Genomic DNA, 24,219 nt, shown 5'->3' on the forward strand with positions numbered 1-24,219 from the left:
GAGCATCTTGGTCCAAATCTCAAACGAGACGTCCGTACCGGTATGGGTTATGACCCCGCCATGGAGCCGTTCTCGAACCCAGCCATGCTCAAACGAGACGTCCGTACCGGTGCCCTCAATGCTCCAGCGCCCCCATCCCCATTAACCCTTAACTCCGCAGGTTTTGCCGTATGCCTCGTGTCCATAATTATGTCGTTGCGTATGACATATCGAACGATAAGGAGCGGCTTCGGGTTTCTAAGGTGCTTGAGGGGTTTGGGGAGCGGGTGCAGGGGAGTGTGTTTGAGTGTGTGCTTGATGCGGCGGGCAAGCGGCGGCTGTGTGAGCGGCTTTCCGCTCTTGAGCTGGCGACCGGTTTTGTCAGTCTGTACCGCCTTGCGCCGGATGCTTCCCGCGACGACATCGGCGACGCCCCGCCTAAACCTTCTGAAGCCTACTCCGTGGTGATATGACTCCATTCCCAGACTTGCGCTGGCATGTGCTTGGCGTCACGCTGGCGAATACGCGTAACGTCTTTGCCCGCCAGCACCCGCTTTCCATCTTTGACGCGGTGTTCAAATATGCTGCCGGTCGCGCAGGTATCAATTCACCGTACTTCTTTCACCCCGTCGAACACGCCCTCCCCGCACGAATGTCCAGAGGAGGGCGCTTTCAGTTGGAGGTCGTTTTCCCGACTGCCCCGCAGGCAGAGGTCGCCGCCTTTGCTGGCGGTTTGCAGGAACACCTCGCCGACATTCGGAACAACTTTCGTATTCAGGGTGAGCCCGCAGTATGGCAGGAAAGCCTCGCCGAGCGCGTGGACGCTTTCGTTGCGGCCGGTGTGCCGGATGAAGTGTGCCTCGACTTTCTCACGCCGTTTCCTTTCAAGCCTCAGAATAAGAATCGCCGCTGGCTCATCTCCGCCAAGGAGTTCTTCCGCCTGCTCGTGCGGCGCGTGGAGCGTTTTTATGGCGAATGCTGGACGGGGGCGGCAGCCTTGCATGAGGCGGTGGCGACGCTTCCATATTATTGGGAGTATACGCGGCATAAGCATCCGTCGCGGTCCGGACGCGGGACGCAGTTTGTGCATGGCATGACAGGGCCGCTGTACCTGAAAGGCGACATCGCGGCGGTGCTGCCGTTGCTGCTGGCTGGCGAGCGTTTGCACGCGGGGCGACGACTGGCGGCCGGAATGGGATGCTATCTTGTGCGGCAGGAAGTTCCGTACTTTGATGCGATGCTCGGTGACCAGCGGTTTCAGGAGCGGGTTGCGGACCAACTGGAACGCGAATCCGACCGCGCAAACGAGCTGGAGCGGGAATACGACAGTGTCCGGGCGGCGGTGACGCAGGTTGCGGAAGATATCCTCGATGGCTGTTACGAGCCCGCGCCTGCCTCAGCCGTGGACGTAGCGACGACAAGCGGCGCGAAACGGCGTCTTGTGACTTATGCGGCGAAGGATGTGGTGTTGCAACAGGCTTTGCAGACGCTCCTGTCGCCTGCTCTGGAAAAGATGTTTGAAGAGGCGTCCATATGGCACAGGCGCGGGCGGTCCCGCGAGACCGGGCGACGGATGGTGATGCAAGCGGTGGGCGAGGGCTTTTCGCATGCGCTGGAGGCAGATATTCAGTCATTCTGGGAAGAGGTGCCGCATGCGCCACTTTTGCGCGTTTTGGAGCGGGAGTTCCCGGTGGCAGACCGCCAGACTCTGCGAGCGGTGCAGGCGTCTATAGAAGGCCCTGTTAGTGTGGGCGGGCGCGTGGTTTGCGAATCCACGGGGCTGGCGCAAGGCAATGCCCTGACGCCGCTTCTTGCAAATCTGTATCTTGATACCCTCGACGAGCAGATGGAGGAGCGCGGTTATCGGCTGGTGCGCTACGCGGATCGGCTTATTGTGCTGACTCGGGAATTGGAGGAGGCAGAAGCGGCACGGGAGGCGCTGTGCGGGATTCTGGCTCGCCTCGGGTTGCGGCTCAATATGGAGCAGGCAACGATTTCCAGTTGCGAAGAGGGATTTTCCTTCCTTGGCAGAACGTATGGGCTTGGCGCAGACGATGAATTGGAAGGCGAGGCGCCGTTACGCCGTACAGTGACCGTGACAAACCGTTACGCCTTTGTCGGGGTGGATCATGATTCACTGTGTGTGCGAAAAGGCGAGGCGGACCTTGCGCGTGTGCCGCTGGCGCGGGTGGAAAACGTCGTCATGATGGGGAATAATTCTATTTCGGCGCGGTTGGTCCAAAAGTGCGCATCAGAGAGCATTCCCATTACTTTTTGCTCTGCGGCAGGGCATTACGTTGGCTCCGTGCAACCGGACTCGAAGCGGCATTTTGAAATGGCAGGGCGGCACCTTGGGCGGTTCGAAGCGCTTGCGCCTGATGCGCGGGTGCGGGCTGCGCGGGATGTCGTATTGGCGAAGATTTCGAATTATCAGCAATGGCTGAGGGCGCGAGGCGTGGGCGGGCACAGTCTGCACGCATTCGAGCAGGCGGTGCGCGGCGCGGCACAGGCACAGAGCGTGGGGGCGCTGCGTGGACACGAAGGCCTTGCGGCAAAAGCGGCTTTCGCGGTGACGCAGGCGCTGGTCAGTCCGGATGTGACAGACGGAAGTTTTGCCAGCCGGAAGCGTGAGGCGCGGGCCAAGGCGGATCGCTGGAATACGCTACTCGATTGCCTGTATTCGCAACTTTTCGCGCGGTTGAATGTGCTGGTGCGCGGGCGCGGGCTGAATCCATATCTCGGCGTACTACACAGCCACAAGGATAATTACGAATCGCTTGTGTGTGACCTGCAGGAACCCTTTCGTTTCCGCATGGACCGGCTGGCGCTCAGAATGGTCAACAAGCGGGAAATCCTGCCGGAAGATTTCGACCGATCCAAAGCGGGGCGTTATCGCCTGACGCGGGGTGGATTCGCCAAGGTGGTGGAAGCCTTCGAGCGCGAAAGGCGGGTGCAGATAGCGCAGGATAGTGGACCGCTAGGAGACCAGCTCGCCGCGCAGGTCGCGGCAGTTGCTCGCTGGGTTGGCGGCGACGAGCTGGAGGTCTACCGCAGCGGCGCCCCTATGAAGACGCGCGGTGCGTGCAATACTCTTTGAGGAAAATGGAAGGGCGGTGCGTGCGCAGTGGCATGATAGCCCGTCGTGGGGCGTTTGGGAGTTGCAGAGTCGTCGCGGCAATCTCTACTTCCCCCGCGCCAGAGCGGGAGTTAAGAGACGCCAATAAAAAAGAATATGAATATTAATATGAGCCGAACTGCTCGCGGAGCGCCATCAGCGCTTCGATGAGTTCGTCGAGCAGATGGGGCGCGATGGTCAGCCCCTTGCGCGTCGGCTTGAACTGGTCGCCTGACAGGTAGAATACGCGGATGTCGGCATAAGGATTGTGGTTATAATGCGTGATGGACGCCCGGACCTCTTCCATGGCGTTCTTGGGGAAGGTGTAGACGTGAGTCCAGTCTGACATGGGGGCCTCCATGAGGGGGGCGTGAGGTGGGTGCCTTTATATCCTGCTGCTGTATATTCGTATAATAAATGATTTTGATCAATATGACATGCCGGGACACCAGAAGTCGCAGTTTTCACAGTATTCGCACCGTGCCATTATAATATGTTAGTAAGACAGTCTTCTTTCTTTATGTTTTTTCTATGGCGTGAAATGCTAGAGCTGTGAGTAAGCAAAGCCCCCGCAGGACGATAGCGGGGGCTTTGCTGTGGCGTAGGGTGCCCCCCTGCGAAAAGTGTGAGAACTGTGAATCCCTTCGCAAGGGGGCCGTTACTAGCCGCGCTTGACCACGACGTAAGCTTCCTTGCAGTGCTTTCCGCCGCGGTCAAGGCCTTCGGGGAGCTTTGCAATATAGCCATGGTTCAGCAGTATTTTTACTGCCGCTCTGCACGCGACAACCCCTTCACGAATGGGGCCTTTATAGATGTCCTCCAGGGTGAACGAGGTTATGTCGTTGTCCGTCAGCCACTGGAAGATTTTTTCGGCGTTGAGGATTTCCCTTGTGGGCACGACCTGCGAAACGATGCGGAGGCGCTCCTCAATGTACCAATCCATTATGCATGTCGCGCGGCTGAACGCCTCGGGATTGATCTCGGTGGCGCTAGGCTCGTCGATGACTGTAAGCACTCCTGCGATGCGGAGGGCAATTTCAGCCGCCCGTTTGATGAAGGGGAGAATACGGCTGTAGTCCTCCGTGTTTTCTTGATGGTCCACAAGACTGTTGTGGTATGCCCCATATAGCCCCTTATCCGGGGCAGGAAGGGACAAGGTTCTGAGGTCATAAAAGCCTTTTGGTCCGGTTTTGAAAATCGGGCTTTGATGTATTATGGCGAGCATTCGCTCGTTGTACTGCTGTGTCTTGAAGCCGTTTCTCGGGCTCTGGCTCTTATATCGGAGTAACGACCCCGTATCAGGAGCGCAGTACAAGAGGCACCTGTTAAGAAAACCTTGGTCCTCAAGGTCCTTGTCGTTCAGCAAGGCCTCTATGATTGCCGGTTGCCCCATGAGGTGGATCGCAAGCTGCCCATGCGAGCTCCCTTCAAGGGGGCGGCTAACGCGGACGACATCACTGGTTTCCCTGTCCCATATGCTTGACCAACTTGCTGCCATCTTGAGGCGATTGTCATTCTTCATGCTGTAGCCGTGGGTGAGTCTGGCTGATTCGTCGCTATGAAGGATGAGTGTTCCATACCCCTCGTGCAGTAGGCGATTGAGTCCCTCCATCGTGGGATCGCTTGTCACAATGACAGGTGCCCTTGGAGGCTGAGGGCCCTTCCCCAGTTGTTTAAGGGCCTCTTGTTTCTTGGGCGCCCTGGACCTAATGATAGAGAGCTTTTGGTGTTCAAAAAGGGCCTTGGCCTGGTCGTATCCTTCTTTTGCGGCGTGGTAGCGGTCAGTCAATTCCATTTGGAATTGCTTGAAAGGGGCCATGACAGCCCTGCTCGCCGTGCTCTTCCCGGTTCCCGATTTAGCCGCTGTGATAGCGTATAGGCCGCAACCAGACTCCCGGCCATCGTGTTCAAGTTGGACGATGGACTGGGCTGCAAAGCTTGCCGCCGTCAACAATGTCTGCGCGCAGAGTGGGGCCGGAATCTGGTGTGCGTTCATGAGATGCAGAGCTGCAGACGCAAGCACAGGCCCAAGTTTATCAGTGGGGAATGGGCGGGGTGTGCTCGCAACCTCGCGTAGGCGGGGGAGAGGCTTGGCCTTCATGACAGCACCCCCTGGTCTTTCAAGTAGTCGCGGACGGAATCGATCCCCTGCTCGCCATGCATGTCGTTGAAGTCCGTCCGGCCCGCTGGATCGAAGAACGTAGGGAAAATGGCAATGCCGGAGACGGCAGTTGCTGCCCTGATGGCGGATCGGCGTCCGGGGTTCTTTGAAGTCCCGTGGTCGTCATCGCCGCATATTACGATGCAGGTTGTTGGGTGCTGGCGGCGAATGCGCCGGGCGACGTGGATAAGGTTGCTGGCCGTCATGGCGCAGATGACCTCAAGGCCTGTTGCCAGGTGGAGCGTCGCGCCTGTGGCGTAGCCCTCGCAGATGAGAATGGCCCTTTTGTCACCGGAGAGGGAAAAGAAGTTCCCTTGGAGCTTTCCTCCTTGCAGGAACCTCTTGCATCCGTAATAATCGATAAACTGAACAGAGGCGATCTTGTTAACCTGGCCCTGAAAGATCGGGATAACAAGATTGCCTTGCTCGTTGAGGGATATCCGCCCAAGGGCGGGTATCCCTTTCCTTTGTAAGTAGGGGTGGTGAGTTGGGCAGGCAGCCAAGGTGCGTATCAGGTTAGACGCGATGCGTGCAGCGTTTTTGTGTGCTGCTTGCTGCTGACGCTCCCTAGCCCTGCGCTTCTGGGTTAACTCCTCCCGCTCTGTGGCGGAGAGGGCGATTGGGAACTCTGCCTTCCATGTGCCTCGGACACCGGCGCGGTGGTTCTCGAACCAGCCGTTTGGAATGCCATCGAGGTGGAGTTGATACGCTCCGTCCTGACCATCCTCTTTGCCCTCCACGCCACACCGGTGGATACGGCCATCGCCGATGACCTCGTTGGGTCGTAACCCTGCCTTCCACATTGCGTTGAGGAAAGCTTCCGGAACGTTAATCCTCATGGTCTACCTCCTGAGTTGGGCCCTGGGCTGTAGACAGCGTGTTGATCAGGGCCGTGATGTCCTCTTCCCTCCAAGCAACGATGCGTGTGCCGAGCTTGATGCCCTTAGGGAACCTTCCGCTTTTGACGCCAGCCCACCACGTGGACTTGCTGACCGGGATAATCTCCAGCACTTCGTGCAGCCTTAGAAAACGTCTTGTTGTGCTCATAGGCGCTCCTTGTTTTGCAACAAGTCCTGGTGGACACGTTGCGGTGTACTCGGTGCCTATAATGCTGAAAGACAGCAGGGCTGGGGACTGTAAAATAAGGTTTTTTTGCTTTTTGGGGCGGGGTAACATGAGATGGAAAATGGGTGCCCCCCCAAAAAAGCCCGGCTTTCGGGCCTTTTTGGGGGGCGAGGAGAGATGTAAAAGAATGAGTTTTCCAGGTGGTGATGCGGGGCGGGTAGGGGGTGCTTATTTTACAGAGAAAAATTCCAAGTAGCGATAGTCACGGTATTCACGGGCAAGCCTTGTCGTGTTGGACCACCACTCGTTGATGTCTGCCGGCTCGTCAGTTGTTCCGCGCCGTTTAGGGCACATGAAGTCATAAACCTCTTTCCTTGAGGCTCCCTGACTTTGAGCATCAAGTATCTGGAGGTACTGCCTGTAGCGTTGAGGTTTATAGTGTTGCCGGCTTTGGGGGGGCTCTTCAAATTGTGTTACGTATCCTCCACGGGCATGAGGGAATTTATCCTTGGAAGCTTCAACTAGTTCGGCAAAGTGTGAGTCGCAGAATCCATAGGTTATCCGTCGAGAGAATTCCTTTTTAACGCGTTCAACTTGAGCTTTGAAGGGGTCACGAATGTCGAACAGTGCTAAGAATTCATTGTCCTTGAGCCGTATGGTTAGAAGGGAAGGGCCGACACGTTCTATGCGTGATTTGTCGTATGACGAATCAAATCGAAATGGTTTTATGAGACGAGGGTTGAGAAGGGAGGTGAGCCCGAACACTTGTTTAAAGAGTGCTACGCAACTGGGGGAGAAAGGTTCGTCAACCATGTAAAAAAGCTTTTCCCAGCGAAGGAGATAGGGCTCAACCTCAGGTGCCGGTGCTATCCTTCCTGGAGACGCTGGCACTAACTTATCCATAAAGGCGTCGCAATATGCCCTGATGTAGGCTTCGTTTCTTCTAATGAACTCCCACCCCCACCTAGGACGAGGGGTATTAACGCCAGGGTATGAGTTCGTGTCGCGCCAGTTGGGCTGGGGAGTAAAACGGTCCATTAAAGAGGGGATCTGTTCTGCCACATTACACTCCTTCAAAGGTTGACAAGTTAGGACGTTGCTTTCACCTCATCCAAATAATCCGCCCACGCTTGCATCATATTGCGCCGGACATCGAGGTGTTCGGCTCTGTTGTATGCTGCGCGGACTTTGTTTTGCTCGGTGTGCGCAAGTTGGCGCTCAATGGCGTCGGGTAGCCAGCCCAGTTCGTTGAGACGGGTTGAGGCCATGCTTCGGAAGCTGTGTCCGGTGAATTCTTCCTTGCTGTACCCTAGGCGACGGAGCGCGGCATTGACGGTGCCATCACTCATGGGGCGGCCATTGCTGCGCAGTGATGGGAAGACGTAGCGCCCGTGTCCGGTAAGTTGGTGAATTTCTTTAAGGATGCCAATGGCTTGTCGGGAAAGAGGGACGATGTGCTCGTTGCGGGTTTTCATCTTGGATGCAGGGATGCGCCATTCCGCCGCGTTCAAGCTGATCTCTGACCATTCCGCGCGGCGGAGTTCGCCGGGGCGGACGAAAACCAGTGGCGCAAGCTTGAGCGCTGAGCGGGAGATGATGTTGCCGTCATAGTCTCCAATGGCTCGCATGAGTTCGCCAATCTGGTGGGGAGCTGTGAATGTGGGGTAATGAGTCTCATGCGTGGGAGTCAGAGCTCCCGAGAGGTCGGTTGCAGGGTTGCGGTCTACGAGGCCAGTGATGAGGGCATAGTTGAAGATTTGGCCGCAGATGCCGCGTACCCGATGGGCGACGGAGATTGCACCTCTTTTTTCGATACGCCGGAGAGTCTCCAAGAGAAGAGGGGGAGTGATGTCTCTGACAGGAAGGGCACCGAGGTAGGGGAAGATGTTTTTTTCGAGGCGCTGGACCACTGTTTCTGCGTGGCGTGGAGACTTGTCGCGCAGGTGCTTGCTCATCCACTCGCGAGCGAGGGACTCGAAGGTTGTGCTCTGGGCCTCATCCTCCTTCGCTTGACGCTTTTGCTCTGCACTGGGGTCGAGACCATTGCTGAGCAGCTTCCGCGCCTCCAAGCAAAGCTCACGAGCTTCGCTAAGAGATGTCTCGGGGTAGGGGCCGAGCGAGAGCGTTTTTTCTCTGCCCTCAAAGCGGTACTTCATCTTCCACAATTTGGAGCCTGAGGGTTTGACGAGAATATAGAGGCCTCGCCCGTCAAAAACTTTGTGGCTCGTTTCTTGGGGTTTGAGAGACTTGATGCGCCTGTCAGTGAGCTTCATGGGGGTTCCCTCCATGCATAATTCGTAAATTACTTTACGAACCCCCATATAGACCCCCATTCGTATTGGATGTCAATGGACGTAAAAAAAGCTCCTCAGACAGGTAACTGCCTAAGGAGCTTATCTTTTGTGCGAATCTTCGGACCTCTTCGGATGCCCTAGGATTACGAAATGGCGGAGGGGGAGGGATTCGAACCCCCGGGGAGCGTAAACCCCCAACGGTTTTCAAGACCGTCGCAATAAACCGAGCTCTGCCACCCCTCCGCGTGGATGGGTGGCGAATATATTCGGGACTGGGGAGAATGTAAACCTTTTCTGGACAGGGATTGTTTCCGGCAAGGCGGGGCGGGTGTTTGAGTGGGAAGTGGCGGGACATCCGGGGCTGAATTCCGGGTGTCCCGCCTCTGCTCGTGTTGATTCCTGCTAGAAGGAACTGCGGAAGATGCGTTCGATGACGGTTTGGTCCACCTTGATGGGCGCAAGCGGGAGCAGGAGCTTGCTCAGGGAGGAGTCCATGGTCATGCGCGTGAGCTCGGGGAGGTCGGCTTCCGTGAAGTAGCCGTTCATGCTGGTGCCCTGACCGACGCTGTTCAGCCACTTTTTCAGCTGGCTGGCCGCGTAGTCTGCTTCGCCGCCGACGCCCTTCAGGTCCGGGACGATGGGGTTGAGGATGTCCGCCAGCACTTCTGGCGTGGCGTGGTAGATTTCGCGGACCATGGCGGGCATCAGGATGCCGAGGCCGTCGCCGTGCGTGACCTTGGCGTTGATGGCGCTCATGGCGTGCTCCATGGAGTGCGTGATGTGCAGCAGGCCGATGTCGAAGGAAATGCCCGCGATGGCGGAGGAATACATCAGCCAATAGCGCGCCGTCAGGTTATGCGGCTCCACAATGGCCTTGGGCAGGTACTTGGCAACAAGGCGGATGGCGTCCTTGGCAAGGCAGATGGAGTACGGATTTGTGGTGATGGTAGTGGCCGCCTCCAGCGCATGGTTCATGGCGTCGATGCTGGTGGAGATGGTCTGCTTGAGCGGCATGGTCTGCGTCAGTGCAGGGTCTTCGATGGTGAAGGTCGGGTACACGTGCGGGGAGTTGATGGCGGGCTTGTCCTCGCCGTCCGACTGCGCCACCGCGAACGCATCGGTTTCACTGCCCGTGCCATGGGACGTATTGATGGCGATGATGGGCGCGGCTTCGGCAATGGGCTCGCCCTGCTCATAGAACTGCTTCGCTGTTTTGCCGGGGTGGCGCATCAGGACTGCCGCCGTCTTGGCCGTATCCATGGCGCTGCCGCCGCCAATGGCGAGGATGACATCCGCCTGCATGTCCGTGGCGGCCTGTGCGGCTTCTTCACAGTTGTCATAAGTTGGGTTCGGGCGCACCTTGCCATAGTGCGTAAATGCCGTGGCCTCGGCCTCCAGCGCAGGCTTCACCGTCTTCCACGCGCCTGAGGCCTCGTAGGCGATTTCGTCCGTGACAACCAGAACCCGCCCTTGCCCCTTGGCCGTGAATTCCTTGAGGATGTCCGTAATCATGGCGACCGCGCCCACACCGAAATACGTTACAGGGCGGGCAGGTTGCAGTTTGAAAACGTGATTGATGTCAATCTTTTCTTCCCAACCAGTCATAGCGACTCTCCTTGGTTAAATGCGGCTGAAGACGCCGTCGCAATGGTGCTGCATAGAGTGGTTATCCCATAAGCAAACACCCCTGCGCATAAACGGAAGCGCCATCTTCCGCCGCGTCTGTGGCCGTCGTCACGCGCGGGGAGCCGCGTGGGCGGTCCGGTGTCTTCAGTCAGGTTCCGTGTGTGGTTTCCCTGCTTTTGTTCAAAAAGGAAGGCAAGTTGTGTGCCGAACATGCAAAGCGCTAAGCCGTGCGGGTTTCCGGTGCATCTGCGTTTTTTGGAGTGGGTCAAAAGACGCCACATTTTGTGGTGGGGGACGCCCATTTCCTCAAAGTGCCCAATGCGGCGTAAAAAGGGCTTGTGTCGTTGTGACCCGTTCGGGCTGCTGAGGTGGCCGGAATGCGCCATAATCCTATTGAAATACTTGGGTAAAATGGAAGGCATGCCTCCGGCGGGTTAAGGACTCCCGTCCTTGTATATTGACCCTCAAGCCGAAGGCGGAGAAAAAAGGAAGCCGCCTCCATGACTGGCATGAAGGCGGCTGTTGCGGCAGACCGTACGTCCTTGAGTAATGAGCTCGTTGTTAAGCTGGGTCGCCGCAATATGTAGTACAAACTCGAATGATTGTTAGAGCACAAAGCTCGAATTTGCAAGGAAGAGTGAACTACGATGAAACGCACCATGGGCATTGACGTATCGAAGGCCAAGCTTGATGTCGCCATTTCTGGTGACGACAGCACGTCCACTGTTGAAAATACCCCTTCGGGTTTTCAGCAAATCGTTGAGACGGCAGAAGCGCATAATGTTGAGCTCGTCATCGTGGAAGCGACAGGTGGATATGAGTCTGACGCCGCAGATTTTTTGATGGAGCAAGGCATTCCCGTCGCTGTTGTGAATCCTCGCCGTGTGCGTGACTTTGCCCGGAGCCTCGGAGTGTTGGCGAAGACGGATCGTATTGATGCTCTTGTTCTTGTTCAGTTTGGGGAAGTCGTCCCTGTCCGGGAAAATCAAAAAGTCCGGGCAACTCAGCGCAAGCTGGAAACTCTAGTTAACCGTCGTCGGCAGGTCGTCGAAATCCTTTCCCGGGAGCGCGTTCGCTTGCAGCGAGCTTCGTCTGATGTGCGCCCTTATATTGAAGACGTCATTGCTACTCTAAGAACGCAAGAAAAGAGTTTGTCACTTGAAATCAAGAAACACATTCTCAGTGACAAAGATTTTAGCGATAAGGCAACGTTGCTTGAAACCACGAAAGGGATTTCGTCAGTAACCTCTGCGACTCTTCTTGCTTTCTTTCCTGAGTTGGGGACGTTAACGCCGAAGCAAGCAGCTTCTCTAGCAGGCCTGGCACCATTCAACAGGGATAGCGGCAAGAAAACGGGGCAACGTTGCGTTTGGGGAGGACGAATAAAAGTACGTAGCGCCCTTTACATGAGCGCAATCTCAGCGACTGTCTGGAACCCTGCAATTCGAGCCTTCTACCAGCGTCTTTGCGATGCGGGCAAACCTAAAAAGGTCGCCCTCACTGCCTGTGCAAGGAAGCTTCTCGTGATTTGCAATGCGATTTTACGGACGGGAAAACCTTGGGATCCTGCACTTAACGCTTGATTGCCAATACGATTGCTTAACGATCCTGCGAGCGGTCATGACGTGTGCCCCGCCTGTTACGTGCCAGACTTCCTGCCATGCTCCCGCGCGTGTGGATGAAAGGGGAGCGCAATAAAGCCCACCCCCCATTTTCCGTCCCAGCTTCCGGGGCGGAATTGAGAGGATTCTTAAGGATGAAATCCTTAAGCCACCGGAGGTAAACCTTGCGCGGCATAACCGCCCGGTTCGTCAAGAGGCACCACAAAGGCATGCCTCCGGCGGGTTAAGGGCTCCCGTCCTTAACGATCCTGCGAGCGGTCATGACGTGTGCCCCGCCTGTTACGTGCCAGAACCCCTGCCATGCTCCCGCGCGTGTGGATGAAAGGGGAGCGCAATAAAGCCCACCCCCCATTTTTCCGTCCCGGCTTCCGGGACGGAATTGAGAGGATTCTTAAGGATGAAATCCTTAAGCCACCGGAGGTAAATCTTGCGCGGCATAACCGCCCGGTTCGTCAAGAGGCACCACAAAGGCATGCCTCCGGCGGGTTAAGGGCTCCCGTCCTTAACGATCCTGCGAGCGGTCATGACGTGTGCCCCGCCTGTTACGTGCCAGAACCCCTGCCATGCTCCCGCGCGTGTGGATGAAAGGGGAGCGCAATAAAGCCCATCCCCCATTTTTCCGTCCCGGCTTCCGGGGCGGAATTGAGAGGATTCTTAAGGATGAAATCCTTAAGCCACCGGAGGTAAATCTTGCGCGGCATAACCGCCCGGTTCGTCAAGAGGCACCACAAAGGCATGCCTCCGGCGGGTTAAGGGCTCCCGTCCTTAACGATCCTGCGAGCGGTCATGACGTGTGCCCCGCCTGTTACGTGCCAGAACCCCTGCCATGCTCCCGCGTGTGTGGATGAAAGGGGAGCGCAATAAAGCCCACCCCCTATTTTCCCGTCCCGGCTTCCGGGGCGGAAATGGGAGGATTCTTAAGGATGAAATCCTTAAGCCACCGGAGGTAAATCTTGCGCGGCATAACCGCCCGGTTCGCCAAGGACACCGCGTGGTTGTTATGGGAGGAGGGTGCATGGGTTGCGTCGGCGGGCGTGACCAGCTAGGGTAGTATGGCCGTTGACGCGCGTTGGTGTTTTCGGCGTTGAGCATAGCCGGGCATCCATCGTGTTGGTGGAGGCCCGATTGGCTGTGCAATTTTGAAACGCCGCCAAGCGGCACATGCAGAAGGAGAGCCAAAATGGCCCAGGCGAAAAGCGGCGACACAGTACGTATCCATTATACTGGAACCCTCGCGGACGGATCCGAGTTTGATTCCTCGCGTGATCGTGAGCCGCTGGAGTTCACCCTCGGTGCTGGTGCAGTTATCCCCGGCTTTGATTCGGCCGTGGACGGCATGCAGCCGGGTGATTCCAAGTCCGTGACCATTCCGTGCGCAGAAGCTTATGGCGACTACGTGGACGAAGCGGTGGCCGTTGTGCCCCGCGATCAGTTCCCGGACCACATATCTCCCGAACTTGGTATGGCCCTGCAGATTCCCCAGCAGGAGGGTTCTCCTGTTGTGGTGACGATTACCGAGATTTCTGACGAGTCCATCACTCTCGACGGCAACCACCCCCTGGCGGGCAAGGACCTGAACTTCGAGATCGAGCTTGTCGAGATCGTTTAGTGAGAATGGGGGCGCTTCGGCGTCCCCTTCTTTTTTGGTACGATGAAGCAGGAACGACACCTTACCGTGCTGGCCTTTGGCGACAGCATTACGTCGGGCTGGGGCATTGGCCTTGGCGCGTCGTTTCCGTCGCTGCTTGAGGCGCGGCTGCGGGATGAGGCCAAGCTGGAACTGACGATGCGCAACGCGGGCATCCCCGGCGACACCACGCGCGGTGGCTTGGGGCGGCTTCCTGCTGCGCTGTTTTCACGGCCGGATTGCGCCATCCTTGCCCTTGGCGTGAATGATGTGTTCCACGAGGTGCCGCCGGAGTCGCTGGAGGCGAACCTGCGGCGCATGCTGGAGCTGTTTGCCGAGGCGGAAGTGCCTGTGCTGTTTGTGGGCGTGCGGGCGCTTGGCGTGGTGGACCCGGACTATGCCGAGGACTTCAACGCCGTGTACCCGCGTCTGGCGCGGGAGTTTGGCGTGGAGTTCTATCCTTCGCTGCTTGCGGGGGTGGAGGGTGTGCCGGAGATGAACCAGCCTGATGGCGTGCACCCGAGTGAAGCGGGCGCGCGGCGCATTGCGGAGGGCATGTATCCGTCCCTGTTGCGGGTGCTGGATACCTGCTGGAAGGTCTGAGGAAGGTGTACGCGCGCCGGGGCTGGGATACGCCCCGCAGCGGGCGCGCAAGGAAGAGAGTAAGGCGGGCGTCTGATGTGGACGCGCCGCCCTTTGTTTTTTGAGGGGCTGGGGTTACTGCGCGAGGCCGCGCAGCAGCAGCTTGAAGTCCGTCACGGAGCCCTTCCACGTGACGTGGGGGCCGACGGAGACGCTGATGATGGGGTCGTCTGCGGCGTTGACCTCGACGACGATTTCGTCCTCTGGGGTTGAGAAGACGGCTTCTGCCCATGCCTGTGCGGGCAGGTTGTTCACTTCAATATCGTAGTCCGTGTGCAGTTCGCAGCTGATGCGTTTTTCGTCCATGGATTTCTCCTTGCGGTGTAATGGTGCCGTGGGCGGCGACGCGAGTGTGCGACAACCGGGCCGGATGTGCAAGTGGTGGCTAGTCCTCGCCCAGCATCTGGCGGATGTGCTTTGCCTGCCGCTTGGTCAGCGAGGTGAATTGGCAGCCGATGATTTTGGGCGACACCCGGCGCACGGTGGCGGCGACCTTTTTGATGGTGACGGTGCCCATGATGACGAGGTCGAAGGTGAGCTTTTGCCCTTCCTTGAAGGTCACGCTCATGGGCTTGAAGCCGAGCCCGCCGAGGCTGATGTCCACCACGGGCAGATTCTCCGCCACGCCGGGGAGTTTGACGGCGCGGTCGGCAAAGGCGAGCCGCCTGTGCCGCCGCATTTCCGAGCCGTTTTTCTCCTGAACGTTGCCGTCCAGAATTTGCACCTCGTGCCCTTCCGTGTCGCTGGTGGAGCCGTAATACCATTCCTCGCCCGTGAGCTTGAGGAAAAGATCCTTGGCGGCGGGGATTTCTCCCACGCTTTCTAGAATGGTGCGCAGGGTTTCCTCGGCGCGCTCGTCCTGCCCTGCGTCCATGTAGGCCTTAGAGAGGCCGACGGCGATGTCCGTGTCCTTGGGCGAGAGGGCGTGGGCGTGCTCAAAGGCGGTGACGGCCTTGTCGTGCGCGCCTTCATCCTGATGGCGGGATGCGGCGGTCTTGAAGGGATTTTCCGCGTCGGGTCGGGCTTTTTTGACCTCGGTATACAGGGATTCCGCCTGCTGGGCGTCGCCCGCGTAGGCGTAGATTTCCGAGGCTTTGAGAAGGTGCTCCATGGCCCCGTCCAGATTGCCCTTGCCCCGGTGGACTTCCGCAAGGCCTTTGTGCGCTTCGGGAAAGTCGGGCAGGCGCGAGAGGGCGGTGGTCAGCTTTTTGTGGGCGCTGTCGAACTTGCGCAGCTGAAGGTCCTTCCAGCCGCTGGCGAAGAGGCGCTTTGCGGCGTCCTGCGGGGAGTCGTGCTCCGGGGCCGTGCTTGGCGCTTTGGGCGCCGCCTTGGGCGCGGTGGCCTCAGCTTTTTGGGGCGCGGCTTTGGCGGCCCGAAGGGCGGTAATGACGGCGCCGACGAGCTCACGCGGGGAGAAGGGCTTGTTCAAAATGCCGTGCGCCCCGGCCTTGGTGGCGCGGTGCCTGTCGTCGTCGGTGGGGTTGCGGGCGGTGATGACCACGGGCACCCGCAGCCCGGCAGAGCGCATCTTGCGCAGCAGGATGAAGTCCGCTGCCGAGGCGATGGACCAGTCCACCAAAAAGACGTGGGGCGGCGACGTTTGCAGGGTTTCCCATGCGTCGCGCACGTCGGCGACCATATGCACGTGCGAAAGGCCCGCGGAGGTAATGATCTTGCGGAGAAAGTCGCGGGCGGCCTTGTTTGGCTCCGCGATGACGAGTCGCAGTGATTGTATTCCGGCCATGGCACCACCGTTAGCGTCGAAGGGGATGCCTGTGATAGTACACGGAAGACGCGGCGGCGTCATGGTCTGGCCGCGGAGGAGGATTTTTTGAAAAGAATGCCGATGACAAGCGAATATTGCGCCGGCGCGCCTTCGCCGGAGCTGGAGCGCGGTGTGGCGGAATTCAATACGGGGCGCTACTACGATTGCCACGAAACCTTGGAAGACCTGTGGCGCGGGGACCAGACGCCGCACCGGGACCTGTACAAGGGTATGCTTCAGGTGGGCGTGGCGCTGTATCACCTTGAGCGTGGCGGGCGGCGCGGTCCGCTTCGGCTGTTGCGGCGCGCGCAGGAATTGCTGCGGCCCTTTGCCCCGGTCTGCCATGGGTATGATATTGCAGGGCTGGTGGCGGACGCGCGGGACTGCCAGCGGCTGGTGGAAGGGCTGGCAGAGGAGGCCAGTGTGCCGGAGCGGGTGTTTGCCCTGCGCATCCACCGTGCGGGGCCGGACGGCTGACGCGTGCGGGCGAAGGATTGAAGAGAGAACAACGTGGCGCAAGACCACCGCGTGACGGGCCGCTCCCAGAGGGGGCGGCCCGTCTTGTTTTTTCAGTCCTTAAAGCGGATGCGGAAATCGGTGATTGTGGCGTTGTAATTTTGGGCTCTGGAACTATAGGTCCAGCCAAAGCGGAAGTGCTGGAACTCGTTGTCGCCAATGCCTAGATTTCTGGAGTCAGTGATGGTCGGTGCATCTGCAATGGGATCGTAGGACGAGAACTGGTCCAGGTCCTGCGCCAGGTCGCCGCAGTCGGCGTTGGTGCAGTTGTGCCAGATGCGGATGTCCACGTCCTTGGTGGTGGCGTTCCAGTCCACTTCCATGCGCAGGGGGATTTCCTTCGCGGCGGTCTTCTCCATCCAGAAGCCGCTGTCCTCCTCGTAGATGCCATCCGTGCCAGGGACGGGATTGCCCGTGCCGTCAGAGAGTGTTTCTATATGCGTTGTGTCGTCGTTGAGGTTGGTGCTGTTGGTGTTCCAGTACAGAATGGCCATGTGGTTGGCCGCTTGCAATGTGCCGGAATCGTTGGGGTCATTTTGGGCAGAATGCTCTCTTGTATCAAATTCAAGTCCAATTTTGGGAGGAAAGATGCCAAGAGATGTCCCAGGCCGTTTACTTGCGTATCCTAGGTATCTCCCTTGATCTGCACCACAGAGTTGGCTTGGGTCATTGTTTAACCCCGTTGAGGCATTAATGCCACACAAAGCGAATGTGTGCCCTCCGTTTGAAGTGTCAATGCTCCAGAGGAAATAGACCCGGACTCCGGAGCCGAAGCTGCATACGCCCTCGTCGCAGGCGCCTTCTGTGGCGTTGCCCATGTACCATATGCAGGCCATATCTTCAGGGCCCGTGTCGTTGAGGTTGATGCCGTCGCCGTCGGCGTTGACGGTGAAGGGTGTGCGCGAGCCACTGCGGGTGACGTAGCCGTCGCCCGGGCTGGCAAGGGGAAAGTCGCCGAGGTCGTCCTCAAAGGAGACATCGGAGCCGCCGGGACCGGTGTGCTCTGCCGTGGAGCAGTCTACGGTGTTTTGCAGATAGGTGAGGCGCGCGTATTCGAAAATATCGTCAAAGGTGCGCGAGGTGTCCACAGCGCTGAGGTCGCCGTGGGTGAGGATGCTCAGGGTGGCGGAGCCGGACCCCGGGAGGGCGGTAAAGTCCTGCTGGGAGTTGGGGCCGAAGCTGGCCACGATGAAGGCCACGTCGCTGACGGTGGACGAGTCCGGCTCGGTGACGGTGAGCTGTGTGGAGTTGGTGCCGCAGGGGCCGGAGTTGGTGAGTTTGGATGCGCCGCTGACGTCGGCGACAAAATAGTAAAGGGGCTGTCCCCACGCATCGGTTTGGGTGGCGATGGTGGAGGGCACCGTGTTCCCGGTGCCCGGCGAGGGCAGGGCGTAGCTGCCGGAGCTGAACATCTCGCCGATGATTTCGTCGCGCGCCTGCCGCACGAGGTTGCGGCTGTCCACGACCTTGTCGGAGCCAATCTTGGAGATGAGCCCCGGCAGGGCGGTGGAGACGATGACGCCGATGATGACGACGATGATGGCCATCTCGATGAGGCTGAAGCCCTTTTGGATGCCGGTGCGCATAGCCGTTCTCCTTGCGTGGCCGTGGCTGGGAGCCATGTTTGAACAGCCAGTTTGGGTGAATGCTGCAATGTTTCGCTTCGTCCGGAGCGCGAGGTGCTGCGGGGAGAGTTGAGCGGGCGGCGGGCTAGCGGAAGCTGAGGCCAAAGTCGGTGATGGTTATCTCCTGCGTGCCGAAGCTGGATGTCGTCCAGCCCAGCAGGACGCGGTCGAATGAGCCGCCTACATTGTCATAGTAGATGGTGGCATTGACGAAAGGGTCCGCAGTGCTGCTGGTGTAGTCGGCCGAGAGGTCCGTGAAGCTGGTGCAGTCCTCGGTGGCGCAGTCGCGTATCCAGCCTTGGATGGTGTAGGAATACAGGCTGCCGCTTTCCTGCGCGCGGGCGACCTCGAAGCGGACGGAGTGCTCAAAGCCGTCCTCCCACTGTGTGGCGGAGGCGGGGATGTAGATGCCGGTGTCCGTGGAATTGTCGCTCGGGATGGTGGCCTGGGTGGTTTGGCCGGCGTCGTCGTAGGCGTTTGGCGTGGAGACAAGGTCGCCGTGCTGGTTGTCGTCGTCGCGGGTGAGGCCCCAGTAGACGATGGACAGGTGGTTGCGGGTGTCGCCGGGGGAGAGGTTTGCGCTATCTAATGAAGGATCACTGCCCTCGATGACGTCGTTGGGGTAGGCGTCTATCTCAAGGCCGATTTTTGGCGGGTTGATTTCGCCGTCGCCCGCGCCGCTGCCGCTGCCGGAATACGCAAGGCGCGCCCCGGAGATGCCGCAGTCCGCCGCCGTGTTGTCCGTGGCCTGCGTCACCGCAAAGATAAAGCCATCACCGGCGGTTTTGCTGTCCGCGCTGGTGTCGGGGGTGACGTAGGTGAAGGAGAAGAAGACGCGGAAGCCGTTGCCAAAGTCGCAGGTGCCGTTGGTGCAGTTTCCTGCGGACTCGTTGCCTTGGTACCACAGGCAGCCTGCGTCGTCTGTGCCCGCGCCGTCGCCAAGGGTGGCGGTGTTGGTTTCCGTATTGACGGAGACTGCGCCCGTGCTGCTGCCGGGCGGGCTGATGCCGGTTTGCGTTCCGGCAAAGTCGCTGATGTTTTGCCCAAAGCTGACGTCCGACCCGCGCGGGACAAAGGAGTCGGACGCGGTGTTGGTGCAGACCTTGTTGCGTAAGAGGTTGTAGGAGGCGAACTCCACATCGTCGTCAAAATTGAAGCCGCTGCCGTCCGTGCCGTAGGAGCGCGGGTCCGACACGGCGAAGGTGTTGGTGGAGTTGGTGGTTTCCTGATTGTTGTTGCGCCCCGCGCTGATGAGCACGAAGGCGATGTCCGTGAAGGTATCCGTGCCGCTGGGCGTTGTCTTTTGCACCTCAATGGAATCCGTCAGGGACGAGGTGCACAGGTCGCCGCTGGTGAGGCCGGAGTCCGGCGCGTAGACGATGGTGTTGCCGTAGGGGTCGGTCTCCACGCCGATGTCGTCGAGGGTGGTGGGCAGGCTCTTGTTGATGATGGCGTAGCCGATGATTTCGTTTTTGACCTTGGTGAGGAACTGGCTGGTGGCGCGCTTTTTCTCCTGCTGGATGAAGTCCGAGACGATGGGCAGGGTCAACCCGATGATCAGCCCCATAATGACAAGGACTATGGCCAGCTCCACAAGGGTGAAGGCGTGTCGCGAGCGGGATGTCTGATCCACGGTGCACTCCTTTGACGCCGGGGGCGTCCGCTTCCGCCGTGAGGGCTACTGCGCCAGCAAGGCCCGAAGCTCCGGCGCGGTAACGTAGATGTACATGTCGTCGTCGCCCCGGTCCGGGGATGCCCCGGTGTAGTCGGGCAAGGTGCCGAAATCAAAGTCCGGCGGGTCGTCGGGGTCTAGGGCCGCGATGTGCTGGGTGCCTGCGCCTTCCTCAAAGAGCTTGCGGTAGCTGTCGTCGTCCAGTTCGCGGTCGCGTCCGGCGCTGACAATGACAAAGGCCACGTAGTGCACGGTGTTGCCGTCCTTGTCGATGAGGACGGAGCGGGTGCCCGATGGCGCTGTGGCGTTTTGCCCTTTGGCCAGGTTGTCCTCCACGTATTTGGCGGAGCCTTCGGCCATGGGTTCTTCCGTACTCTCTGCCAGCCCTTCAATGAAATAGAGCCTGTTGCCCCATGCATCCAGCTTGCCGCACATGCAGGCGTCCACGTCCTTGGCGGTGGCGTTGATGCCGGTTGGGTCGCAGTCGGTATTGTCCGTGCGTCCGGCAACGCCGTCGCCCGTGTAGGACGGATAGGTGTTGGAAAAGAACAGACGCTTGATGAGGCAATCGCGCGTTTCCACAAGGATGGCATTTGTTTTGCCCACGCGGCGGCCCTCCCACACCGTCATCCACGCAAAGCTGGCGGCGGAGATGATGATGCCGATGATGACGAGGACGATGGCCATCTCAAGGATGGTGAATCCTCCCCGGCGCGCGGAGGCCGTGTGGTGCGTGCGGCAGGTCGTGCGCGGCTGCATATCTGTATTGGGCCCCTTGCAGTAAAGGGTTTTCGACTCCATGACACAATGACACCTTTCATGGCGAATGGCAACACAGCTGGCGCTTTTGCAGTGTGCCCGCAAAGATGAATGGTGTTGGGGTGGTGCAGGGTTTTTCGCGTTTTTTGCCGTGTCTCTGGCATGCTTTGCGCCCGCGTATTGTAATGGCTGGCAAATGGCCGTAGAGTAAACAAAGGTGGACTCTGCTGTTTTGCCCGCGCTTCCTGCGGGCGTTTTCGGGCCTTTGCGTGGAGGTGTGATGACTCGCCTACGCTGTGACGGATACGTGTTGCCAAGCCGCCGTTCCCGCCGGGGACGCGCCGTTTCCGAGTTATTGGTCGGGGTGCTGATTGTGTCTATCGTACTGCTTGGGCTGCTCTATTTGTGGACAGAGGACGACAAGCCCACGGAATTTGGCATTGATGTCTCGCCCTACCGTGTTGCCAATGCCGTGTATGCGCACAATCTGCTGGAGCGCTACCGCCTCGCCGTCATGAATTATATAGACATGTACGGACAGCTGCCCGGCGATGTGGGGGCGCAGGCCAACGGCACCGGGCGCGGCGATTGGCGGCTGGAGCGTGAGTATGGCGAGGGCGAGCGCGCTTTGGCCGATATGGCCGATGCTTCAGTGGTGCCGCGCGGCACGTTGCGCGTGCGTGGGCGGGAGCTTGAACTCGCGTGGGTGTCGCTGGTGGCGGATGAGCGGGAGCTTACAGGGGCCAACTATTTCGTTCTGCGCGGGTTCAACCGCGACGAGGCCCGCGCCATGGATTGGAAGTTCGACGATGGGCGCAACAATGACGGGGATATCCTTTACGCCGTGCGGGGCGAGGATGCCGTGGACCTGTATATGCGGCTGGAACTGGATAACTAAATCGTGGGCAAAACAAAGAGACTGAGGGGGACTGCCGTGGGGTATCGCAGGGGCTGGTTTGTTGGGGCGCTGGTGCTGGTTTGGCTGTGTGTGGCGCTGCCTGCTGGCGGTGGGACGGTCCGTGCGGGGCTGCAACCGCTGGCGGTGGTGTTCACGGGCAATACGCTGGGCCTGTATGACGCCTGCGAGACCTGCTCGCGCGAGGGGATTGGCGGTCTTGGCCGCCGCGCCACGGTGTTTGGCGATATCCGGCAGGAGTATGGCTCGCGCACGGTCTTCATTGGCGCGCCGTATGAGTTTATGCATTTCCGCAAGGGTGCGCAGGGGGCGTCCACAGCGGTGGCGCGTGCGTTGGTGGAGGCCTACGGCATGCTGGATTACGACCTCTTGTGCTTGGCCCCGCGTGAAGCGGCGTGGCTGGAGGGCGAGGGCGTTCTGCCGCAGCGGACGCAGTGGGCCGTGGCGCGCAACGCGCCCATGACGCGCGTTATCTCGCGCGGAGGGTGGCGCATTGGCGTGGTGGTCTTTCCCGTCGCCAAGGCCACCTACAAGGGGCCGGACGCGCCGACGATGCAGGCCGTGGCCGACGCCGCACAGGGGTTGCGCCCGGAGGTGGACATCGTCCTTGGCGTGAGCGCGTGGGGCGAGACCCCGGAGCAGAAATTCATGGCGCAGTATGACGAGGCCGTGGACGTGCTGCTGGGCAGCGGTCCGGGCATGGCCTCGGGCTATCGCCTCAGCCCCGGCGGCAGCACGCTGTGGCTGCGCAGCAACTTTGACGGGCGCGGTGTGTTGCGGCTTGTTGTGGCTGGTGACTTTTTGGCCGCCAATGGGCGGTATGTGGTCAACCAGCACTTTCGCGTGGCCAATATCCCGCTGGATGGCCGTGTGAAATATGATACGGCCGTATCAAATCTTTTCAGTTGGCTTTAGGATATTCGGGCGCGGACCACGAAAAAATATTCCATAGCCGATTTATTGCGATGTCAATAGTTGAACATGTTGTAATATTTGCCGTTTTTCCGCGAGCCCCTCGCATAAGCGGAATTTTGCAGGATTGAGCCACGGCCCGCAGATGGCCTTATTCGTTGACGGTCCACAAAGGCTCTGGCACATAGTAAAAATAGGGGGAAAGTCCAGCCAACCGTATGTTTTCGGTTGGGGGCCGCTGCCTGAAAGCTGCGGCAGGCTGCCCAGGCTTTCACTGCATCAGCAAAAGCACGGGAGGAACAGGAATGCGTTTGCTTCAGGCTGAAAAAGGAAAAGTCACTGGCTTCACGCTTGTGGAGATGGCCATCGTGCTGGTCATTATCGGCATCATCCTTGCGGGCGTGATGAAGGGCAGAGACATCGTGCGAGGCTCGCAAGTGAAGCAGTTCTCGCAGGGGTATGCCCAGAAGTGGGTCACCATCGCTTCTACCTACTACGACAAAGTGGGGCAGAACTTTATGGATGGCTCAGACAACGGCAACAACGGTGGAGGCAGTCCCGATGGCCGCATGGATGGGGTGCCCTGCTGGAGTCAGAACAGTGGCTACGCCGCCGCGGATCGCTCCGATGGACTTCAGGTGCTGCGCGATGTTGGCATCACCCCCTGCACCATGATCAAGAGCGACCTGAACAACGACACCGCCACAACCTCCTGCAACAATGGATACAATATCTGGGAACGCACCGTGGAAGGTGAGTGGAGTGGTAAGGCCACCGTGGGTGTGGGCTTCTACAGCTACCTCGTCAACAACGCGCGGCGCAACTGCGTTGTCATCGGCGCAGTACCTGCCGACGTCGCCATTGGTCTGGACACCCTTATCGATGGGCAGGCCGACGGCGAAAACGGGCTGTGCGTCAGCATGTCGCCCCCTGGAACGGCCTACAATCCGGGTTCGTCCACGGACTTCGCCGCCAATGACAGTGCCCTAAATCCTCAGCCGTGGCCGACGCAGGATACCGGGCAGGCGCGGCTGGTGAACGTGGCCCTGATTTTGGACTTCTAGGCCGTTTCCCACGTGATGGGGACGTGAGCAAACACTTTTCATACAAGCCGAGTGGAGGCAGCGATAATGCAGTCTGTCAAAGATTACCGTGAAGGCAAAAGCGGCTTCACGCTTGTGGAAATGGCCATCGTGCTTGTCATCATCGGCATCATCCTTGCCGGTGTGATGAAAGGGCGCGACATTGTACGTGGCTCGCAGATCAAGCAGTTTTCGCAGGGGTTTGCGCAGAAGTGGGTGACCATCGCATCCACCTACTACGACAAGAAGGGGCAACCGCTGTTTGACGGTCCAAGTAACGGCAGCAACGCCACCGGTTCCGCCACAGACGGGCGCATGGACAGCCGCATGCTGGCCGACAGCAGCGGCGGCGAGTCCGGCACCGTGGTCACGGACAGGGACAACGTGATGACCTACCTGCGTCTGGTGGGCATTGAGCCCTGCACCATGATCAAGAGCGACCTTGAGGACTCAAGCGATGATTGCGATGGCTCCGACTACAACGTGTTTGAGCGCATGGTGGACGGCGAGTTCACCGGTAAGCAGCGCGTTGGCGTTGGCTTCTATAACTATGTCATCGACTCCGGCGGCGGCACCGATCCCAACCGCAATGTGGTTGTGCTCCAGAATGTGCCCGTGGATGTCGCCATTGGTTTGGACACCGTCATCGACGGGCAGGCAGACGGCCAGAACGGCAGCTGCATCGCCCTTGATGTGGGCGCAGCCAACGGCGACTACGTCACGGCACCCGTGACCGCTCCAGCGTCTCCCGTGACTCCGGCAAGCTGGGGCACGGACAACACGGTCCTGACCTGCGTTGGTCTGGTGCTGGATTACTAGGGCACAAGGCAGAACGGCTCGG

22 protein-coding genes, 1 tRNA gene and 1 CRISPR repeat array (1 of these 24 only partly in view) are annotated in these 24,219 nt (G+C 59.1%); of the genes, 10 read left to right on the top strand and 13 right to left on the bottom strand.

All coding sequences use genetic code 11. The features are described 5' to 3' along the window. Positions 1-54: direct repeats of the CRISPR family, unit length 36 nt; it begins 1,245 nt to the left of the window's first position. Positions 55-170: 116 nt separating this feature from the next. Then, on the top strand, positions 171-452 hold the full coding sequence (cas2, locus tag ACYQ2T_RS02480; protein WP_459898169.1) for a CRISPR-associated endonuclease Cas2: 282 nt from the start codon (positions 171-173) through the stop codon (positions 450-452). Beyond that, positions 449-3,076 carry a CRISPR-associated endonuclease Cas1 gene (gene cas1 / locus ACYQ2T_RS02485; RefSeq protein ID WP_459898171.1) on the top strand — a complete coding sequence of 876 codons (2,628 nt, stop codon included), beginning with the start codon at positions 449-451 and terminating at the stop codon, positions 3,074-3,076. Before cas2 ends, cas1 begins: the two co-directional genes overlap by 4 nt. 142 nt (positions 3,077-3,218) lie before the next feature. On the opposite strand, the gene ACYQ2T_RS02490 is transcribed toward cas1, so the two are convergent. The 8 genes from ACYQ2T_RS02490 to ACYQ2T_RS02525 all read right to left on the bottom strand — a co-directional run bounded on the left by ACYQ2T_RS02490 (position 3,219) and on the right by ACYQ2T_RS02525 (position 10,219). After that, the gene (locus tag ACYQ2T_RS02490; RefSeq protein WP_459898173.1) at positions 3,219-3,443 is read right to left on the bottom strand and encodes a transcriptional coactivator p15/PC4 family protein; all 225 of its coding nucleotides are present in this window, start codon (positions 3,441-3,443) and stop codon (positions 3,219-3,221) included. A 312-nt stretch (positions 3,444-3,755) separates the two neighbouring features. Further along, entirely contained in the window at positions 3,756-5,195 is a 1,440-nt protein-coding gene (locus tag ACYQ2T_RS02495) for a DUF3987 domain-containing protein (protein ID WP_459898175.1), read from the bottom strand. Further along, positions 5,192-6,094 carry a toprim domain-containing protein gene (locus ACYQ2T_RS02500; protein WP_459898176.1) on the bottom strand — a complete coding sequence of 301 codons (903 nt, stop codon included), beginning with the start codon at positions 6,092-6,094 and terminating at the stop codon, positions 5,192-5,194. The genes ACYQ2T_RS02495 and ACYQ2T_RS02500 overlap by 4 nt, the downstream gene beginning before the upstream one ends. Beyond that, positions 6,084-6,302, bottom strand: coding sequence for a helix-turn-helix transcriptional regulator (locus ACYQ2T_RS02505; protein ID WP_459898178.1), 219 nt, complete (start codon positions 6,300-6,302; stop codon positions 6,084-6,086). The genes ACYQ2T_RS02500 and ACYQ2T_RS02505 overlap by 11 nt, the downstream gene beginning before the upstream one ends. A gap of 246 nt (positions 6,303-6,548) precedes the next feature. Beyond that, positions 6,549-7,382, bottom strand: coding sequence for a hypothetical protein (locus ACYQ2T_RS02510; protein WP_459898180.1), 834 nt, complete (start codon positions 7,380-7,382; stop codon positions 6,549-6,551). A 26-nt stretch (positions 7,383-7,408) separates the two neighbouring features. Next, positions 7,409-8,593, bottom strand: a complete 1,185-nt coding sequence (locus ACYQ2T_RS02515) for a tyrosine-type recombinase/integrase (protein WP_459898182.1) — start codon at positions 8,591-8,593, stop codon at positions 7,409-7,411. A gap of 172 nt (positions 8,594-8,765) precedes the next feature. Then, positions 8,766-8,857 (bottom strand) — tRNA-Ser (locus ACYQ2T_RS02520). A 159-nt stretch (positions 8,858-9,016) separates the two neighbouring features. Beyond that, positions 9,017-10,219: an iron-containing alcohol dehydrogenase gene (locus ACYQ2T_RS02525; protein WP_459898184.1), complete on the bottom strand. Its 1,203-nt coding sequence runs from the start codon at positions 10,217-10,219 to the stop codon at positions 9,017-9,019. A 668-nt stretch (positions 10,220-10,887) separates the two neighbouring features. Between ACYQ2T_RS02525 and ACYQ2T_RS02530 the strand changes: the two genes are divergently transcribed. From ACYQ2T_RS02530 to ACYQ2T_RS02540, 3 genes are all read left to right on the top strand, one after another. After that, the gene (locus ACYQ2T_RS02530; RefSeq protein WP_459898185.1) at positions 10,888-11,823 is read left to right on the top strand and encodes an IS110 family RNA-guided transposase; all 936 of its coding nucleotides are present in this window, start codon (positions 10,888-10,890) and stop codon (positions 11,821-11,823) included. Positions 11,824-13,042: 1,219 nt separating this feature from the next. Continuing rightward, positions 13,043-13,471, top strand: coding sequence for an FKBP-type peptidyl-prolyl cis-trans isomerase (locus tag ACYQ2T_RS02535; protein ID WP_459898187.1), 429 nt, complete (start codon positions 13,043-13,045; stop codon positions 13,469-13,471). A 42-nt stretch (positions 13,472-13,513) separates the two neighbouring features. Then, on the top strand, positions 13,514-14,092 hold the full coding sequence (locus ACYQ2T_RS02540) for an arylesterase (protein ID WP_459898189.1): 579 nt from the start codon (positions 13,514-13,516) through the stop codon (positions 14,090-14,092). Between the two features lie 114 nt (positions 14,093-14,206). Here ACYQ2T_RS02540 and ACYQ2T_RS02545 read toward each other — a convergent pair whose 3' ends face one another. Both ACYQ2T_RS02545 and ACYQ2T_RS02550 read right to left on the bottom strand, forming a co-directional pair. Next, complete coding sequence (locus tag ACYQ2T_RS02545; RefSeq protein WP_459898191.1) at positions 14,207-14,437, bottom strand: hypothetical protein; 231 nt, start codon at positions 14,435-14,437, stop codon at positions 14,207-14,209. 79 nt (positions 14,438-14,516) lie between these two features. After that, positions 14,517-15,875 (bottom strand): tetratricopeptide repeat protein, encoded by a 1,359-nt coding sequence (locus ACYQ2T_RS02550; RefSeq protein ID WP_459898193.1) that lies wholly within the window; start codon positions 15,873-15,875, stop codon positions 14,517-14,519. 96 nt (positions 15,876-15,971) lie between these two features. Between ACYQ2T_RS02550 and ACYQ2T_RS02555 the strand changes: the two genes are divergently transcribed. Beyond that, positions 15,972-16,373 (top strand): DUF309 domain-containing protein, encoded by a 402-nt coding sequence (locus tag ACYQ2T_RS02555; protein WP_459898195.1) that lies wholly within the window; start codon positions 15,972-15,974, stop codon positions 16,371-16,373. Positions 16,374-16,465: 92 nt separating this feature from the next. Here ACYQ2T_RS02555 and ACYQ2T_RS02560 read toward each other — a convergent pair whose 3' ends face one another. The 3 genes from ACYQ2T_RS02560 to ACYQ2T_RS02570 all read right to left on the bottom strand — a co-directional run bounded on the left by ACYQ2T_RS02560 (position 16,466) and on the right by ACYQ2T_RS02570 (position 20,468). Then, positions 16,466-17,998: a hypothetical protein gene (locus ACYQ2T_RS02560; RefSeq protein ID WP_459898197.1), complete on the bottom strand. Its 1,533-nt coding sequence runs from the start codon at positions 17,996-17,998 to the stop codon at positions 16,466-16,468. Between the two features lie 124 nt (positions 17,999-18,122). Then, positions 18,123-19,670, bottom strand: a complete 1,548-nt coding sequence (locus ACYQ2T_RS02565) for a type II secretion system protein (RefSeq protein ID WP_459898199.1) — start codon at positions 19,668-19,670, stop codon at positions 18,123-18,125. A 45-nt stretch (positions 19,671-19,715) separates the two neighbouring features. Then, entirely contained in the window at positions 19,716-20,468 is a 753-nt protein-coding gene (locus ACYQ2T_RS02570; protein ID WP_459898201.1) for a prepilin-type N-terminal cleavage/methylation domain-containing protein, read from the bottom strand. 373 nt (positions 20,469-20,841) lie between these two features. Between ACYQ2T_RS02570 and ACYQ2T_RS02575 the strand changes: the two genes are divergently transcribed. From ACYQ2T_RS02575 to ACYQ2T_RS02590, 4 genes are all read left to right on the top strand, one after another. After that, positions 20,842-21,366, top strand: a complete 525-nt coding sequence (locus tag ACYQ2T_RS02575; protein WP_459898203.1) for a hypothetical protein — start codon at positions 20,842-20,844, stop codon at positions 21,364-21,366. 36 nt (positions 21,367-21,402) lie between these two features. Beyond that, positions 21,403-22,299, top strand: a complete 897-nt coding sequence (locus tag ACYQ2T_RS02580; protein ID WP_459898205.1) for a UshA-like (seleno)protein family 2 — start codon at positions 21,403-21,405, stop codon at positions 22,297-22,299. Between the two features lie 302 nt (positions 22,300-22,601). Further along, a complete protein-coding gene (locus ACYQ2T_RS02585; protein ID WP_459898206.1) occupies positions 22,602-23,360 on the top strand; it encodes a prepilin-type N-terminal cleavage/methylation domain-containing protein in 759 nt (252 codons plus the stop codon). Between the two features lie 66 nt (positions 23,361-23,426). Next, a complete protein-coding gene (locus ACYQ2T_RS02590) occupies positions 23,427-24,197 on the top strand; it encodes a prepilin-type N-terminal cleavage/methylation domain-containing protein (RefSeq protein ID WP_459898207.1) in 771 nt (256 codons plus the stop codon). Positions 24,198-24,219 lie beyond the last annotated feature (22 nt).

It is taken from the genome of Desulfobaculum senezii (assembly GCF_054657395.1).

What these genes read in the sequence shown, in the direction of transcription:
- ACYQ2T_RS02525 (WP_459898184.1), bottom strand. Translation starts at nt 10,219, where the DNA reads ATGACTGGTTGGGAAGAAAAGATTGACATCAATCACGTTTTCAAACTG.
- ACYQ2T_RS02490 (WP_459898173.1), bottom strand. Translation starts at nt 3,443, where the DNA reads ATGTCAGACTGGACTCACGTCTACACCTTCCCCAAGAACGCCATGGAA.
- cas2 (WP_459898169.1), top strand. Translation starts at nt 171, where the DNA reads ATGCCTCGTGTCCATAATTATGTCGTTGCGTATGACATATCGAACGAT.
- ACYQ2T_RS02560 (WP_459898197.1), bottom strand. Translation starts at nt 17,998, where the DNA reads ATGCGCACCGGCATCCAAAAGGGCTTCAGCCTCATCGAGATGGCCATC.
- ACYQ2T_RS02555 (WP_459898195.1), top strand. Translation starts at nt 15,972, where the DNA reads ATGCCGATGACAAGCGAATATTGCGCCGGCGCGCCTTCGCCGGAGCTG.
- ACYQ2T_RS02530 (WP_459898185.1), top strand. Translation starts at nt 10,888, where the DNA reads ATGAAACGCACCATGGGCATTGACGTATCGAAGGCCAAGCTTGATGTC.
- ACYQ2T_RS02505 (WP_459898178.1), bottom strand. Translation starts at nt 6,302, where the DNA reads ATGAGCACAACAAGACGTTTTCTAAGGCTGCACGAAGTGCTGGAGATT.
- ACYQ2T_RS02545 (WP_459898191.1), bottom strand. Translation starts at nt 14,437, where the DNA reads ATGGACGAAAAACGCATCAGCTGCGAACTGCACACGGACTACGATATT.
- ACYQ2T_RS02540 (WP_459898189.1), top strand. Translation starts at nt 13,514, where the DNA reads ATGAAGCAGGAACGACACCTTACCGTGCTGGCCTTTGGCGACAGCATT.
- ACYQ2T_RS02515 (WP_459898182.1), bottom strand. Translation starts at nt 8,593, where the DNA reads ATGAAGCTCACTGACAGGCGCATCAAGTCTCTCAAACCCCAAGAAACG.
- ACYQ2T_RS02495 (WP_459898175.1), bottom strand. Translation starts at nt 5,195, where the DNA reads ATGAAGGCCAAGCCTCTCCCCCGCCTACGCGAGGTTGCGAGCACACCC.
- ACYQ2T_RS02585 (WP_459898206.1), top strand. Translation starts at nt 22,602, where the DNA reads ATGCGTTTGCTTCAGGCTGAAAAAGGAAAAGTCACTGGCTTCACGCTT.
- ACYQ2T_RS02590 (WP_459898207.1), top strand. Translation starts at nt 23,427, where the DNA reads ATGCAGTCTGTCAAAGATTACCGTGAAGGCAAAAGCGGCTTCACGCTT.
- ACYQ2T_RS02500 (WP_459898176.1), bottom strand. Translation starts at nt 6,094, where the DNA reads ATGAGGATTAACGTTCCGGAAGCTTTCCTCAACGCAATGTGGAAGGCA.
- ACYQ2T_RS02550 (WP_459898193.1), bottom strand. Translation starts at nt 15,875, where the DNA reads ATGGCCGGAATACAATCACTGCGACTCGTCATCGCGGAGCCAAACAAG.
- cas1 (WP_459898171.1), top strand. Translation starts at nt 449, where the DNA reads ATGACTCCATTCCCAGACTTGCGCTGGCATGTGCTTGGCGTCACGCTG.
- ACYQ2T_RS02535 (WP_459898187.1), top strand. Translation starts at nt 13,043, where the DNA reads ATGGCCCAGGCGAAAAGCGGCGACACAGTACGTATCCATTATACTGGA.
- ACYQ2T_RS02570 (WP_459898201.1), bottom strand. Translation starts at nt 20,468, where the DNA reads ATGCAGCCGCGCACGACCTGCCGCACGCACCACACGGCCTCCGCGCGC.